General features: G+C 36.6%; 18 protein-coding genes and 1 other RNA gene. 1 reads left to right on the top strand and 18 read right to left on the bottom strand.

The window, feature by feature from the left end:
* Positions 1-21 precede the first annotated feature (21 nt).
* The 4 genes from SBH76_RS01695 to SBH76_RS01680 are packed head-to-tail and all read right to left on the bottom strand — an operon-like array spanning position 22 to position 3,131.
* Entirely contained in the window at positions 22-1,020 is a 999-nt protein-coding gene (locus tag SBH76_RS01695; protein ID WP_317976561.1) for an LCP family protein, read from the bottom strand.
* Positions 1,017-1,697: a CpsD/CapB family tyrosine-protein kinase gene (locus SBH76_RS01690; RefSeq protein ID WP_317976560.1), complete on the bottom strand. Its 681-nt coding sequence runs from the start codon at positions 1,695-1,697 to the stop codon at positions 1,017-1,019. The genes SBH76_RS01695 and SBH76_RS01690 overlap by 4 nt, the downstream gene beginning before the upstream one ends.
* A gap of 16 nt (positions 1,698-1,713) precedes the next feature.
* Complete coding sequence (locus SBH76_RS01685; protein ID WP_331609283.1) at positions 1,714-2,394, bottom strand: YveK family protein; 681 nt, start codon at positions 2,392-2,394, stop codon at positions 1,714-1,716.
* 26 nt (positions 2,395-2,420) lie between these two features.
* The gene (locus tag SBH76_RS01680) at positions 2,421-3,131 is read right to left on the bottom strand and encodes a CpsB/CapC family capsule biosynthesis tyrosine phosphatase (protein WP_317976559.1); all 711 of its coding nucleotides are present in this window, start codon (positions 3,129-3,131) and stop codon (positions 2,421-2,423) included.
* A gap of 316 nt (positions 3,132-3,447) precedes the next feature.
* Between SBH76_RS01680 and SBH76_RS01675 the strand changes: the two genes are divergently transcribed.
* Positions 3,448-4,110, top strand: coding sequence for a response regulator transcription factor (locus SBH76_RS01675; RefSeq protein ID WP_317976558.1), 663 nt, complete (start codon positions 3,448-3,450; stop codon positions 4,108-4,110).
* Between the two features lie 43 nt (positions 4,111-4,153).
* Here SBH76_RS01675 and SBH76_RS01670 read toward each other — a convergent pair whose 3' ends face one another.
* From SBH76_RS01670 to ilvA, 14 genes are all read right to left on the bottom strand, one after another.
* Entirely contained in the window at positions 4,154-4,747 is a 594-nt protein-coding gene (locus SBH76_RS01670) for a TlpA family protein disulfide reductase (RefSeq protein WP_317976557.1), read from the bottom strand.
* 74 nt (positions 4,748-4,821) lie between these two features.
* Positions 4,822-5,160, bottom strand: coding sequence for a hypothetical protein (locus SBH76_RS01665; RefSeq protein ID WP_317976556.1), 339 nt, complete (start codon positions 5,158-5,160; stop codon positions 4,822-4,824).
* 68 nt (positions 5,161-5,228) lie between these two features.
* Complete coding sequence (locus SBH76_RS01660) at positions 5,229-5,483, bottom strand: hypothetical protein (protein ID WP_317976555.1); 255 nt, start codon at positions 5,481-5,483, stop codon at positions 5,229-5,231.
* Positions 5,484-5,524: 41 nt separating this feature from the next.
* Positions 5,525-5,686, bottom strand: coding sequence for a CD1871A family CXXC motif-containing protein (locus SBH76_RS01655; RefSeq protein WP_009664104.1), 162 nt, complete (start codon positions 5,684-5,686; stop codon positions 5,525-5,527).
* On the bottom strand, positions 5,683-6,771 hold the full coding sequence (locus tag SBH76_RS01650; RefSeq protein WP_317976554.1) for a sensor histidine kinase: 1,089 nt from the start codon (positions 6,769-6,771) through the stop codon (positions 5,683-5,685). The genes SBH76_RS01655 and SBH76_RS01650 overlap by 4 nt, the downstream gene beginning before the upstream one ends.
* Positions 6,761-7,705, bottom strand: a complete 945-nt coding sequence (locus tag SBH76_RS01645) for a 4Fe-4S binding protein (RefSeq protein WP_315085593.1) — start codon at positions 7,703-7,705, stop codon at positions 6,761-6,763. The genes SBH76_RS01650 and SBH76_RS01645 overlap by 11 nt, the downstream gene beginning before the upstream one ends.
* A gap of 125 nt (positions 7,706-7,830) precedes the next feature.
* On the bottom strand, positions 7,831-8,199 hold the full coding sequence (locus SBH76_RS01640; protein WP_317976553.1) for a hypothetical protein: 369 nt from the start codon (positions 8,197-8,199) through the stop codon (positions 7,831-7,833).
* On the bottom strand, positions 8,196-8,687 hold the full coding sequence (locus SBH76_RS01635; protein ID WP_317976552.1) for a Panacea domain-containing protein: 492 nt from the start codon (positions 8,685-8,687) through the stop codon (positions 8,196-8,198). Before SBH76_RS01635 ends, SBH76_RS01640 begins: the two co-directional genes overlap by 4 nt.
* Positions 8,688-8,873: 186 nt before the next feature.
* Positions 8,874-9,192: RNase P RNA component class A (rnpB, locus tag SBH76_RS01630), an RNA gene on the bottom strand.
* A gap of 41 nt (positions 9,193-9,233) precedes the next feature.
* Complete coding sequence (locus SBH76_RS01625) at positions 9,234-10,490, bottom strand: tRNA(Met) cytidine acetate ligase (RefSeq protein WP_317976551.1); 1,257 nt, start codon at positions 10,488-10,490, stop codon at positions 9,234-9,236.
* Between the two features lie 2 nt (positions 10,491-10,492).
* Positions 10,493-11,245 (bottom strand): 4-hydroxy-tetrahydrodipicolinate reductase, encoded by a 753-nt coding sequence (dapB, locus tag SBH76_RS01620; protein WP_317976550.1) that lies wholly within the window; start codon positions 11,243-11,245, stop codon positions 10,493-10,495.
* Entirely contained in the window at positions 11,245-12,126 is an 882-nt protein-coding gene (dapA, locus tag SBH76_RS01615) for a 4-hydroxy-tetrahydrodipicolinate synthase (RefSeq protein WP_317976549.1), read from the bottom strand. Before dapA ends, dapB begins: the two co-directional genes overlap by 1 nt.
* A gap of 10 nt (positions 12,127-12,136) precedes the next feature.
* Positions 12,137-13,462: a chloride channel protein gene (locus SBH76_RS01610; protein ID WP_290648051.1), complete on the bottom strand. Its 1,326-nt coding sequence runs from the start codon at positions 13,460-13,462 to the stop codon at positions 12,137-12,139.
* Complete coding sequence (ilvA, locus tag SBH76_RS01605; RefSeq protein ID WP_317976646.1) at positions 13,455-14,684, bottom strand: threonine ammonia-lyase; 1,230 nt, start codon at positions 14,682-14,684, stop codon at positions 13,455-13,457. Before ilvA ends, SBH76_RS01610 begins: the two co-directional genes overlap by 8 nt.
* Between the last annotated feature and the right edge of the window lie 26 nt (positions 14,685-14,710).

Here is a 14,710-nt window from a genome sequence, read left to right as displayed (position 1 = left end):
ATCCCTTTCTTTATTTTTGCTTTATTCTTCTGTATAAAACAATTCAATAATTTTATCCATTGCCTTATCATGGTCTATATAAAACTCATCATAAAGCTCCGTTTTTTTGTTTTCGCCTTCCGGTACATAAATTCTGTCTTCATTGAAGTCATCATCTGTCATGGCGCAGGCACCAAGTTTTAAAATCATATCTTTTTGCATGTCTGTATAAAAATATGGATCGATATCTCTCAATATATTTTCAATAAGTGAATCTCCCTTAAATTTTTTGAGTTTATTTTGATATGCTTCCAGATATACTTTATGTGCCTCTGTTCTCTTCATTGCTGAAAAATTCTTGTTTGTATCTCTATATCTCAAAAATTTTTCAGCCAAATCCCCTTTTAGATTAACCTTTGCTCCTTTTACAAAAGAAGGATCGGCCGCTTCCATACCTTCATAAGGTATTACCACATCCACTCCTCCTATTGCATCATTGATTGTCTCAATTGCAACTGTATTCATAGCAAAGTATTGATCTATATATAATCCTCCGAAAAGATTGCTTACAGATTCTTTCATAAACTCTGAGCTTATTTCATTCCCGTCTCCAAATGCATATGCCATTGTGATATGTTGTAGGGTCTTTCCTATAATATCTCCATTCACATCTGTAACAGGTATATCTGTCATAGTATCTCTCGGTATGATTATCATATTTAATTTATTGCTGTTTGTATCCCAGGCAATAAGACCTATGCCGTCTGCCTGTCCACCCGAGCCGGCATCCTGTATATAATACATGTCTACATTTGAGTCTATTCCAAGTGCAAGTATAGCCTTTACATAACTTTTTCTTCTGTAATTTTTCCCCTTCCAATTCAAATGATTGCCTGTGTCATATACATCCGCCTTATGCATTAATGTAGTGGCTATCGCCTTATCTTTGTTATTTTGCCAAATATTTATAGCTATAATTAATATTGCGAGTATCAGCAACACAAAAAGTCCAACTATTTTTTTCTTTATATGTGTTCTCATTTTTTATAACTATAGTAATCTCCGTAGTATTTATAGTGATAGCTGCTCTTTTTCATCTCAAGCCCGTTTAACACTGCTCCAAGTATTCTGCAATTTACCTTCTCGAGCTGATCTTTTACTTTCTTTACCATCCTTTGACTGACTGTGGAACTCTTTACCACTATCACCGCACCGTCAACACATCTTCCGATAATCGCCGCATCCACTATATTTGTAAGTGGCGGCGTATCTATTATGATATAGTCATAAACTTCTCTCTGTGCTTTTATGAATTCATCAAGTCTTGACTCATACAAAAGTTCTGCGGGATTCGGTGCATACGGCCCTGCAAATACAACATCAAGGTTTCGTATATTTGTTGTGTATATTATGTCCTCGGTATTCATTCCGCTTAAAAACTGACTCAGTCCTTCAACACTTTCTTTTATCTGATACCTTGTGGTAAGTACTGACTTTCTCATATCCGCATCAATATACAAAATCTTTTTATCTATCTGTGCAAGACTCATTGCAAGCTGAAAGCTTGTCTCAGACTTTCCTTCCGCCTGTATTGAGCTCGTAAAAAGTACAACCTTGATATTTGCACCTGAGAATTGAAGATTGGTTCTTAGCATTCGCATAGACTCTTCATACAAAAAGCCTTTTTCCATTCCATCCAAATTGAATAATATTTCCATGTCTCCTCCTCTCAAGTTATTTATTCTTTTTATATTCCGGTAAGCTTGCAAGTATAGTGAGTTTTAGATTTTTTTCAAGATCTTCTTCACTCTTTACACTGTCATCTAAAAGTTCTATTGCTATGATGATTCCTGAAATAAGGAATATTCCTAAAATTGCCCCCATCAAGGCATTTTTCTTTATACTTGGTCCTGATTTTTCTTCCGGTGCTATTCCAAACTCTATAATCTTTGGCGGTACCACCTCCATCAAATCACCTATATATTTTGAAGAAGAAACCGCTATTTGATTTACGATTTCTTTTGCATTTTCAGGATCCGGATCTGTTACTGTAAGTGAAAGGATTCTTGTATCCAAAGGATTATCCACTTTCAGCTTTTTTCTGAGTTGCTTGTAATTTATATTAAGTCCAAGCTTTTCTATAACTTCCTCAAGTACAGGCCTGCTCTGAATCATCACCTTATAATCTTTTGTCAGCTGACTTCCTATTTGAAGATCTGCCAACGAGTTCAGCGTAGTCTCTTTTGATAAAACATACATCTGAGATGTGGATTGATACTGCGGAGTAATAAAAAATACGCTGAAAGCTGCCGCCAATACAAACCCCAGTACTCCTGCCGCTAAAATCATCCACCACTTTTCTTTTAAGACAAAAATAAGTTCAAGAAGATCTATTTCCGTCTCTTCGTTTATCATTCTGTCCCCCATTTATCTACTCCATTCTATTTCTGTAATATTACGTTTGCATTTTCATATGTCATTTCTATCAAATACTTTTCCGCATTCTTTGAAATCCATGATAATGCTTTTGTGATTTCAGGTTTCCTTAAGTCAATTCTATGCATATCTGTAGCCATAAAGGAAATATTACCTTCCTTTATCTTCTTCTTACACCAAAGTGTATTCATATTGAAAATTCCACCGTTCAAACTGCTGTAGTTCATTTGAAACAATGCACCTAAGGTTTTTATTTCTTCAAGTCTCTTATTCTTTCTTAAACATGAATACCGCTCAACATGAGCAAATACCGGAATAAAGCCGCCAAAGATTATATCTCTTGTTGCCATCTTCAAGTAATTGAAACTTACTCCGGGATCAAATTCCACCAGAACATAATTGCTGTCTGCCAGTGTCAGATACTTTTTCTTTTTCAATGACTCTATAGTGTCTTTTGAATAGAATATCTCCTCACCTGTATAAATATCACATTTGATATTTTCTTCTTTCAGTTTTGTGTTTAATACATTTATTTTTTCAACTATCTCCTCGGGTCTTAGGTTCGGCATGTTATGTGGCGTTGCTATTATTTTCTCTATACCTTGACTAACTGCCATATCTATAAGTTTAAGAGACTCGTCAGGATTTCTTGCTCCGTCATCCACACCGAAAACTATGTGGGCATGAATGTCAATCAATCGGTTATTTCCTTTCATATATGTTTATTTTCTTTTAAAAAGAACTTTTTCTTTATACTATTATACAACCGAATATTATTTATTCAACGAAAAAATTAAGATTACTTAAAGACATATTAAGAATTTTGTCAACTTTGTTAAAATTTTGTTCTCTACTTTCAGTCTGCTTTTCAATAGACGTTCTTCCATTAATAAACAGCAGTGTTTTTATTCTATAAATGAATGTTTTGATTCTTTTCATTCATAAAATTTGTGTATTTATTCACTTTTTCTATATTGCCATTCGTGTAATTTCATTGTATCTTTATACTTATCAATATTTCGGGGAGATTATATGCGACTTTTAATATGTGAAGATGAAGAGGATATTTTAAACGGACTTGCAAAGGGACTTCGTAAACTTAACTATTATGTGGATACGGCTATGGACGGCGAAGAGGCTCTGAGTCTATATTTTGAATCCGAGTACGATTTGATAGTTCTTGATTTGAATATGCCTAAGCTTGACGGTCTTGAGGTTTTAAAGGTTATAAGAGAGGATAATCCTGACTGTAAGGTCATTATTTTATCTGCAAGGGATACTTTAAATGATAAGGTTCTGGGACTTGACCTCGGTGCAAACGACTATATGGTAAAGCCCTTCCACTTTAAAGAGCTGGAGGCAAGGATAAGAGCATTGCTTCGTACTTCATACAGCGCAAACAATGACTGTATAAAGCTTGACTCTCACGGTATTACACTGTTTGTAAATAAGAAGCAGGTTCAAAAGGACGGTGAGAATATTGCTCTTACTCCGAAGGAATACGCTATTTTTGAGTATCTTTGTCTGCATAAGGATACTTTAGTTTCTACTGACGAACTGCTTGAACACAATGTAGATATGAATGCAAATGACGCCTCCGGTGTTATAAAGGTGCATATAGCGGCTATTAGAAAGAAACTTGGCAGCGATGTTATAAAAACAAACAGAGGAATGGGCTATACTATAAATGACTAGTATGCCCATTCCTTAAGTTTTTCCTATATATTTAATCCCTACATTATTTAAGCTTTTCCAACACACCCTCAACGGCTGCTGTAAATGCCTCCAAATTTCTGTTACCCTGTATTACGCCTACTATATTTCTGTCAGAATCTACAAAGAATGTTGTAGGAAAAGCCATAATACTCATTACAAAGTCCTCGGTAGCACCTTCAGGTACTATGTTCTGATATGTAACTTTGTTCTTATCAATGATTTCCTTAACAGCATCCAAATCTGTTCCGGCATCCTGTGCAAGACCGATTACATTTACATCTTTGTCTTTCATGCTTTCGTAGAGTTTTTGCAACTCAGGAATCTCCTGAACACATGGACCGCACCAGCTTCCCCATACATTTACAACTGTAAGCTTGCTTTCTTTGAATACATCACTGCTGATATCCTCTCCTGAAACAGTCTTTGCACTGAACTCAGGGAACTTCTTATCTTCTTTATCGGACTCTGCCTGTTTGGAATCTTCCGCCTTTGCATCAGCCTGCTTTGACTCTGTAGTTGTAGCCTCACTTGATGAAGTCTTGCTGCTTGCATTACAAGCACTTATTCCTGCTGCCAGCATAAGAGCCATACCTAAAATCAATATTTTCTTCCTCATAATTACTCCTTATCTATAATACTGTGGTAGTATACCATAACTTAGGTAAAGCTAAGGTTAAGAAATCCAGTATTCTATCTTAATATTACCACTCTGCTTACATTTATCTCAGGTGCTTCTTTACTATCACCTGTAAGCATGAAGTTATCAGACCACACGAGGACTTTATCACCTTTTTTGATATCTGAAAACTCAACTTCTTCTCCTGTTGATGAAAGTACAGGTTTTACTTTATTGTCAATACTCCATTTGGCATTGTTTAGAGTATCTTTAAGCTTTACTTTACCGTCAGACTCCTCATATCCTTCGATACTGTCTGTATACATAGGCATATGTAATTTATCAGGTACATTGGTCAGTACCACATATGAATTTACCTGTGGTGGCAAACTCATCATATACTCAGGCGCCACCCATGCATAAATAGTATCGCCTTCCTTCGGTGCATCACTTACAAGTCCTGTAGATATATCTACAAATTTTATTCCCGAATTATCAAGTAAAAGGTCAACTTCATCCGGAACTTCCTGTTTATCTTTCCGTTTTCTGCTCCTGGCAAATAAGGCATATCTGTCGGCATATCCGTGTTTGCTTCAATACTCATACCGGCTTCTTTTGCATCCACACTTTCCGCAACTGTTTCTTTAGTCTCATTTGTTTTTGCATTGTTTGCACAACCCATCAAAACCGATACCGCCGCAGCTGCTATCATAAGTTTTTTCAAATTCTTTTTCATATCTTTCTCCTTAAATTTATTTTAACGATGTAATATCGCTATTATCCTATACCGATACATTCAAGGCATATATTGACCGCCTTTTTTAACACTACAAGATGCTCATCTCTTATAACACCGGCTACCACCATTATTGCTCCTATTCCGAGAGCCGCAAATGGAAGTATTCTGCTTTTTTCAGCTTTTTTTATCAGTTCTTTCATTTATTTTCTCCTTTGAAATCTATTAAAAGTTCTACAAAATCATTTTTCATACTGTTTGCGCTTATATTGAACTTGTGCTTATTCATTATTTCCTTGGTTATTGCAAGTCCAAGGCCGCTTCCGCCGTATTTTTTCGATCTGGATTTGTCTACACAATAAAATGCATCAAATATTTTTTCCAAATCTTCTTTAGGTATTCCGACTCCGTAATTTTTTATACTTAATATATTATCTTTAAGCCTGATTTCAATGCTTGCCTCTTTATTTGAATATCTTATTGCATTGTGCATAAGATTAAAGATTGCCTGTTTTAAAAGTACTCTGTCTGCAGATACGATAAATTTTTTATTATCAAAATCTATACTTATCTTTTGCATTTTACTTTCCAAATCATTTCTTAAATCCGATATTACCTCATCAACAATTGTTTGAAGGCATACTTTCTCAAGATTAAGCTCTTCACCGCTGCTTAAAAGTCTGAGTCCCTGTACTATTGAACTCATCATTTCCACCTGTCTGTCCACTACGTTTACAAAGTCTTTATAGTCCTCAACTCCCGGTTCATCGTCCATACTCAAAACTTCCAAGTTTGTCTTTATTGCGGCAACAGGAGTCTTAAGTTCATGCGCGGCATTCTGTGAAAAACTTTTTTGTCTTATATATGACTCTTTGATATTTTGAAGCATATAGTTGAAGGAGTTTTGTAATTCTCCTACTTCGTCTTTTGTCTTAACCACATTTATCTCTTCATTTATTTTATTTATATCAAGATCTTTTATAGTATCCGCAAATGTATTCAAAGGCTTTAAGACTTTTCCGCTGACATACCACATAAGTGCTGTACCTACAACCGAGCAGAATACCGTAATATAAAAGCAGTTTATCCTGAATGTCTCCTGTGCCACATTCATATCTATCTGAAAGAAGTTCTCTCCTGTAGCCTCTGTTATATTGGCGTTATCCGGCAATATGAATATTGTGGAGGCATTGCCTATATTTATAAGATAGGATATCAAAGATATTATGCAAAGCACGGCACCTGTAACCAGAGTCAGTTTTACTCTTATAGAGAGCCTATTCCACATGGGCACATCCTCTGCAATTTCCACTGCAAGCCTTTGTCGCTACAGGCTTGTCTTCTTTCTTCTTTCCTAATCCGGCATATGTCATTACAAGTGCGTCATGTCTGCAGGCCGCTGTACAGGCTCCGCATCTGATACATTCCAATGAGTTCGGATTTGCTCTGACATTTATATCCATCTTACATGACTTTTCACAAAGTCCGCAATTTACACATTTGTCCGGAACAAACTCCATCTTATAAAATCCTATTTTGTTAAAGAATGAGTAGAATGCTCCAAGCGGACATATATATTTGCAAAACGGTCTGTATGTAAATATTGATAATGCCACTATTACTATTAAAATGCTGAGTTTCCAGAAAAATAAAAATCCGATAGTACTTCTAAGTCCTTCATTTGTTGCAAGTAAAGGCAGTGCTCCGCCTAATGTTCCTGCCGGACAGATAAGCTTACAAAAATAAGGTGCTCCAAGTCCGAATTGATTTGTCAAAAACATCGGCAGAAGTATTACAAATACAAGTAATATTGCATATTTTAAGTATCTGAGCGGTCTGTCTATCTTTTCAGGTATTTTAAACTTAGGTGTCGGTATCTTATATAAAAGATCCTGTACAAATCCGAAAGGACATAAAAGTCCGCATACCAGTCTTCCGAGTAATGCTCCTATCAGTATCATTATTCCGAATACATAGTATGATATGCTGAATTTCTTACTGCCTATTACGGCCTGTAATGAACCTATGGGGCATGAGCCTACCGCCCCCGGACATGAATAGCAATTAAGCCCCGGCACACATGCAACTTTGGTATTTCCGGTGTATATTCTGCCTTCAAAAAATCCTTTTAAGTTTGCATTTGTTGCCAGTGTCGCCAATGCCTGTATTATATTCTTTTTTCTCTCTTGAAATCTCGTGTACTTATTCTCGAAATATTTCATCTTACTCTCCTACGTTTAAGCTTTCCCATATTCTACCATGTATTAGGTTAAGATAGAGTAAATCTTTATACAAAAAAAGGCAGGTTGAAAATCAACCTACCCTCGGCATTTAATATGAAGCTGTTTTATAAAGCATCAGAGGTCATTTTCTTCTGAAACTCCTCAACTTTAATGATACTTTCTAAAAATGTTTCTTCATATACTGATTTAAAATCTACTAACTGATCTTTAAGTAATGATATATTTACTACAGTTTGTTTATGTGTTCTCAAATAAGAATTTTTGTGTAAAAATGTAAAAACGGAACAATCAAGACTTATGTCATAAATCGGATTCACCTTACTTTTGTCAGAAATTGACGATATAGGCAAAACTACATAGTCACCTACATCCGCCTGACCTATTATTAAACATGGTCTGCTTTTAAAACTTTGTTTACGATTAACTCTATCATAATAAGGAACAATGGATTTATAGACTTTTCCTATCATCATAAATCCTCGTAATCTTCGAATTCATCCAGATACATATCCCATATATAGTCATATGGTCTAACCTTTTTTGCATCCTCTTCGATATCTTCCAAAGATAATTTATTATCTCCATTCTCACAAACACTCAAGCCTTTGCGTGCATTTTTCCATGAAATCTCATCATGTGAAAGTTTGCTAAGTTTCCATGATGCCAGTTCTCCGTATTGTGCTATTACATTAGAAACAATATATACTGCTTCATCAGATATTTTTTCTATTTCCTTAGAGATAATTTCTCCTTGACAAAAGCTTTTTCTGACTGCAACACAAACAGGACCGTAACGCCATCCTTCAAATTCATCAGCAAATAGTGGCTTACCTGTTACTGCAAAGCTTTCTCGCTGTGAAAAGTAAAGCAGTTTATGCAATTTTATCTCATCAATTGCTTCCCCTGACATTTTTTGATATTCATCACAAATATATCGTGCAACATCAATCACTCTTTCCATAGTTACCCTCCATTCTTTTCTTATAAAAATTCGCCATATAAAACGGCACCAATAAAAATACCTACAAGAAAAGACTCCTCTATGAATATATGATAATACAATCATATACCTTTATATGTTAAATTTCAATGAATTTTGAAAAAATATATTACACACTCATAGTATAAAAACAGGCTCCCTTTCGGGAGCCTGAGCAAAACATAAGCCGGGTTATGTATTAAACGGTCATCTATCTGGTCCTTATGTTACCACAAGGCTCTAGCAACCTACCTGAATTTCGGACGGGCCGCCCTATTCGCTTCGGTCTTGCTTTGGATGGGGTTTACACTGTCCCCATATGTTACCATACGAGCGGTAGTCTCTTACACTACCTTTTCACCCTTACCTTTCGGCGGTTATTTTCTGTTGCACTTTCCTTGGAGTCGCCTCCACCGGATGTTATCCGGCATCCTGCCCTATAAAGCCCGGACTTTCCTCACACTTGTGCGACCGTCTGTTTTACTAAAAGATACTTTAACATCCGGGAAAAGATTTGGCAAGGTGAAATTATACCATAACCACATTCCTTCTGTACGGATTACAAAGCTTTTCACCGTATTTTTCAAAATAAATTGAATTGTATAAAAAATCGGCGTAGATATTATTTTCAAATATTTTAAGACTAGCAGGACTTAATATATCACCTGCATTACTTACCTTACTGATAATCGGAAGCGCACTTCTTTTTTTCAGTTCCGAAAGCAGATCGCCTGCATCCTTTCTGAAACCTGAAAGCATCGGATAGGCAGCCATATTTTTTTCCGCCTTTATCTCTTCCAATAATTTCTTTTTATGATTTAAAAGCAGATGAAAAATTGCTCTGCTTATTCGGGTGTATGTGAAGTTCTTACTTTTAAGCTTCAAAATAAAATCACCGTAATTTTTATTTTCAAGTTCAAATATATTTTTCTCAATAGTATTGGCAAGTTCTTTTGAAACATCGCAATACTCTGAAAGGTCATCACCCTTACCTAGCTTTTCCAATATGCTTCTTTGTACAGTAAATAAAAAATCATCATCAAACACAGGATTACTTTTTCTAAATAAATCTATATTTACATCTGGTATGGCAGTTTTTATGCTTTCCATAAATATATCCGAGTTTGATTCACTGACAAGCTTCCTGATGGCTGTAGCCGATGAAAACTTGCTTTCCTCTATTTCCTTTTCATGGTATCCGCTTCCACTTCTACTTATTATAACAGGATGAATATCAGCATTAATTAGTCTTATACTTTTTAAATACTCGATTGCAAGTATATTATTGGGAGAAGAAAGTATATTCTCTATCTCAGTAATATCTTCTCTCTCCCGTTCTTTCAATGCCTCTATTATCGCATTATGCCTTGCTTTGGCATAGTTTAGCCCCTCTGCCATATGTTTTTTTACAGCAAGCTCCTGCTCTTTATCAGTTAAAACTTTTGCTACAGTATCAAGAAGTTTATAATTATCATTTTCTGCACCGAATGATATAAAGTCCACGCCAAGTATTTTTAAAAGACTTATTCCGTATCCCGCAAAATCATTTGCACTTGCACCGCTAAACAGAGCCGGAATTTCAAAAACCGCATCAATTCCGGCATTTAACGCCATCTTCGTTCTTATACTTTTATCAAATATAGCCGGTGCTCCTCTTTGTACATAATTTCCGCTCATAATTGCAATTATATAATCGGCACCTGAAATTTCTTTTGCTTTCTTTATTTGATACTCATGTCCGTTGTGAAAAGGATTATATTCCGCAATAATCCCCAATATCTTCATATTTAGATTACATCACTCATATCATATAATCCTGCAGTCTTACCCTGTAAAAATTTTGCTGCCGATATCGCACCGTTTGCAAAAATCTTTCTGGAATATGCCCTGTGACTGAATGTTATGACCTCATCTTCACCTGCAAAGATCACATCATGATCTCCGACTATTGTACCGCCTCTTACAGCAGAAAGCCCTATCTCATCAGCTCTTCTAGGCTCATGTCTTTTGCTTCTGTCATAGGTATAAGTAAGCTTCTCATCCATATTTTCATTTACCGCATCCGCAAGTAAAATAGCCGTACCGCTCGGTGCATCAAGCTTTCTTCTGTGATGTGCTTCCACTATCTCTATATCAAAGCCTGCAGCTCTAAGTGTGGGAGCTATCTGTGCCAAAACTTTTGATAATGTATTTATGCCCAAGGACATATTTGCTGAACGAAGTATCGCCGTGTTTTTTGAAAGTTCATTGATTCTTCCGATTTGTTCCTCGCTTAGGCCTGTGGTACAAATAACGGCAGGTATCTTTTTTTCTTCAATAAAATCCAGAAGATTATCCACAGCCTTCACTGAAGCAAAGTCAATTACGGCATCCGCCTCTATATCTATCTTTCTTATATCATCAAATACAGGAAATCCTAAGTCCACATCTGTATTTAAGTCAACTCCCGCAACTATTTCAACAGTAGGGTCCAAAGCTATAAGCTCGCTGACCACCTTGCCCATAGCTCCGTTTGCACCGTTTAATATTATTTTAGTCATTATAATATACCGTACTCCTTCATAGCATTAGCCAAAGCATCCTCATGTGCCTTTTCCATCTGTGTAAGAGGAAGTCTAAGCGGTCCTACATTCTTTCCCTGTAAGTTCATTGCAGCCTTTACAGGTATAGGATTTACCTCTGTAAACAAATTCTCTACAACATCAAGAGCCTCTATCTGCATCTTTCTTGCCTTTACAAAATCACCGTCAAGTGCGGCCTGACACATATCATGTGTCTGTCTTGGAGCTACATTTGATAAAACTGATATAACTCCTTTTGCTCCGATACTCATAAGCGGAACAACCTGATCGTCATTTCCTGAATACATATCTATCTCAGGGCAGAGTCTCAAAGTCTTTATTGCATTTGAGAAGTTTCCGCTTGCCTCTTTTACACCGACTATATTAGGTACATTATTTACCAGGTATGCAATAGTCTCAGGCTCGATATTTACTCCTGTTCTTCCCGGAATATTGTAAAGCACAACAGGAATATCTATTGCATTTGCTATTGCACTGAAATGCTGTATAAGTCCTTTTTGTGTAGCTTTATTGTAATAAGGTGAAACCACAAGCACACCGTCAGCACCGTATTCCTGTGCTTCTTTTGAAAACTCCACAGCAGTTTCTGTAGAATTTGAACCTGTCCCTGCAATTACCGGTATTCTCTTATTTACTATTTCAATCGTTCTCTTTATAACGTCTAAATGTTCTTCTACTGTAAGAGTTGAAGCTTCACCTGTTGTACCGCATGCAATAATACAGTCCGTACCGCCTGCTATCTGCTCCTCAAGTATTTCCTCCAATTTATTATAATTTACACTACCGTCTTCATTCATAGGTGTAATAAGTGCAACACCTGCTCCTTCAAATATAGCCATAAACGACCTCCTAACTGTTTTGTCTTTTCTTTCTGATACTTATTGCATCTGAGCCTACATATCTCGCTTCTGTTTTTGAATATGCAAACTTTTGCGAACTGTATAGTCCGTAATAGCCTGATAAAACGAAACTGACTCCCACTACTATAGCATAATAATTAAGTCCGAGGCTACCGCAAAATTCTATTCCCATAAAAATCGATGCTATCGGGCAGTTGGTTACTCCCACAAAGCATGCAATCATTCCACATGCGGTACATAACTCATACGGAAGTCCGAACACCTTTGCAAAAGCACCTCCGAAGGTTGCTCCTATAACAAATGTCGGAACAATCTCTCCACCTTTAAAGCCTCCTCCAAGGGCTACTGCAGTAAAAAGTATTTTCATGAGAAATGCTTCATATCTCACATCTCCTTCCATACTTCTTTCTATCAGCCAAAATCCGCCTCCGTTATAATCTCTGCTTCCCGAGATTACAGTTAATATTATAAATAAAATTGATGCAACTACAATCCTAATATAATGATTTTTAAAATATTTTTTATAAAGATCCGCACTTTCATGCATCACTACAGAAAACAATATGGCCACCGTTGCGCTTAAAGCCGCAAGCAATATCATAAATAATACCATCTTAAGGCTCCACTCAGGTGCATTTTGCAATATAAATTTCTCTTCAGGTGTATGTAAAAGTCCTGCAATATATACCGCAACATATGATGAAAGTATACATGGAATAAGTGCCGCATGATACATTACACCTACGCTGAATATTTCCATACTGAATATTGATGCTGTAATCGGTGTTCCGAAAAGTGCCGAAAAGCATGCCGCCATTCCACACATTATTGCAATATTTATATCGGCCTTGTCTGAAAATCTGCTCTGTCCAAGCTTTAATCTTCTTCCGATAAAGCTTCCGATACTTCCTCCTATCTGCAATGCCGCACCTTCTCTTCCCGCGCTTCCTGAAGTCAAATGTGTAAGAAATGACGATATATAAATAGCCGGTGCCATCTTTAAAGGCAGTCTTTCTCCTGATGATATAGAATCAATTACATAATTTGTCCCTCTTGGATTGTCGGCATGTATAAAATGATAAAGTGCCGCAATCAAAAGTCCCGCTATAGGCATAAGGTAGAGTGTATAGCTGTGACTTCTCCAGATTCTTGTTGCCAAATCTATGGCATGACCGAAGCTTGAGCCCGCAACACCAACAACTACGCCTATTATAACTGAAACTATTCCCCATTTTATGCAATATATTATATTGGTTTTAAAATGAAATTTATTTAAAAATCCCCTGAAATCTACATTTACTTTTCCATCAAGCATTATAAGTTCCCTTACTCCTTACAAGTTTAGGTCTGTACCCCTCTTTATTCAATCTTTCAACTATCTGTTTTTTATGCTCCGTTCCGTAGGCTTCAATAGTAATTCTAAGCTCTACTGCCGCATTTCTGTTTATACTTATAAACTGATTGTGCTCAAGCTTTATAACATTTCCTCTCTCACTTGCCAAAAGGTCTGCTACCTTTGCAAGTTCACCCGGCTTATCAGGTAAGAGCACTGAAACTGTAAATATTCTGTCTCTTTCAATAAGTCCGTGTTGTATCAAAGATGCCATTGTTATAACATCCATATTTCCGCCACTTAATATGGCAACAATCTTTTTACCCTTTACATACAGATGCTTCAGTGCGGCAACGGTAAGTAAACCTGAGTTTTCAACTATCATCTTGTGGTTTTCCACCATATCAAGGAATGAAACTATAAGTTCATTGTCGTTTATTGTTATGATATCGTCTATATTTTCCTTAACATAGTTAAATAACTTATCCCCCGGTGTCTTTACTGCTGTACCGTCTGCAATTGTATTTGCAGATTCTAAAGTCACTATATGACCTTCTTTTATAGACGCCTTCATACATGCCGCATTTTCAGGCTCTACACCTATAACATGTATATTCGGATTCAGCATTTTGGCAAGAGTTGCAACTCCTGCACATAAGCCGCCTCCGCCTATCGGTACAAGTATATAGTCTACAGTAGGAAGTTCTTTGATTATTTCCATGGCAATGCTACCCTGTCCTGTAGCCACTGTCAAGTCATTGAAAGGATGCACAAAGGTTGCCCCGCTCTCTTTTGCGTACTCCATAGCCTTTGCTGCAGCCTCATCAAATACATCCCCGTAAAGCTCTACATTTGCACCATAGTTTTTGGTTCTGTTTATCTTTATAAGAGGTGTTGTTGTAGGCATAAATACCGTAGCCTTTATCCCTGCAAGTTTTGCGGCATATGCCACTCCCTGTGCATGGTTACCTGCCGATGCCGTTACAATTCCTTTTTTCTTTTCTTCTTCAGATAAAGTCGATATCTTATAGTATGCTCCTCTTACCTTGTATGCTCCTGTATACTGCATATTTTCAGGCTTGAAAAATACTTTATTTCCTGATTGCTCTGAAAAAAACTCACTGAAAACCAGCTTGGTTTCCGATGTAACTCTTTGTACCAGCTCGCTGGCTTCTTCAAATTTTTCTAATGTAAATTCCTTCATGATTGCCTCGATTCTATTTTGCATAA

Origin of the sequence: Lachnoanaerobaculum sanguinis (assembly GCF_033242365.1) — a bacterium.
Classification (GTDB): domain Bacteria; phylum Bacillota; class Clostridia; order Lachnospirales; family Lachnospiraceae; genus Lachnoanaerobaculum; species Lachnoanaerobaculum sanguinis.
This window is presented reverse-complemented; position numbering and strand designations above follow the sequence as displayed.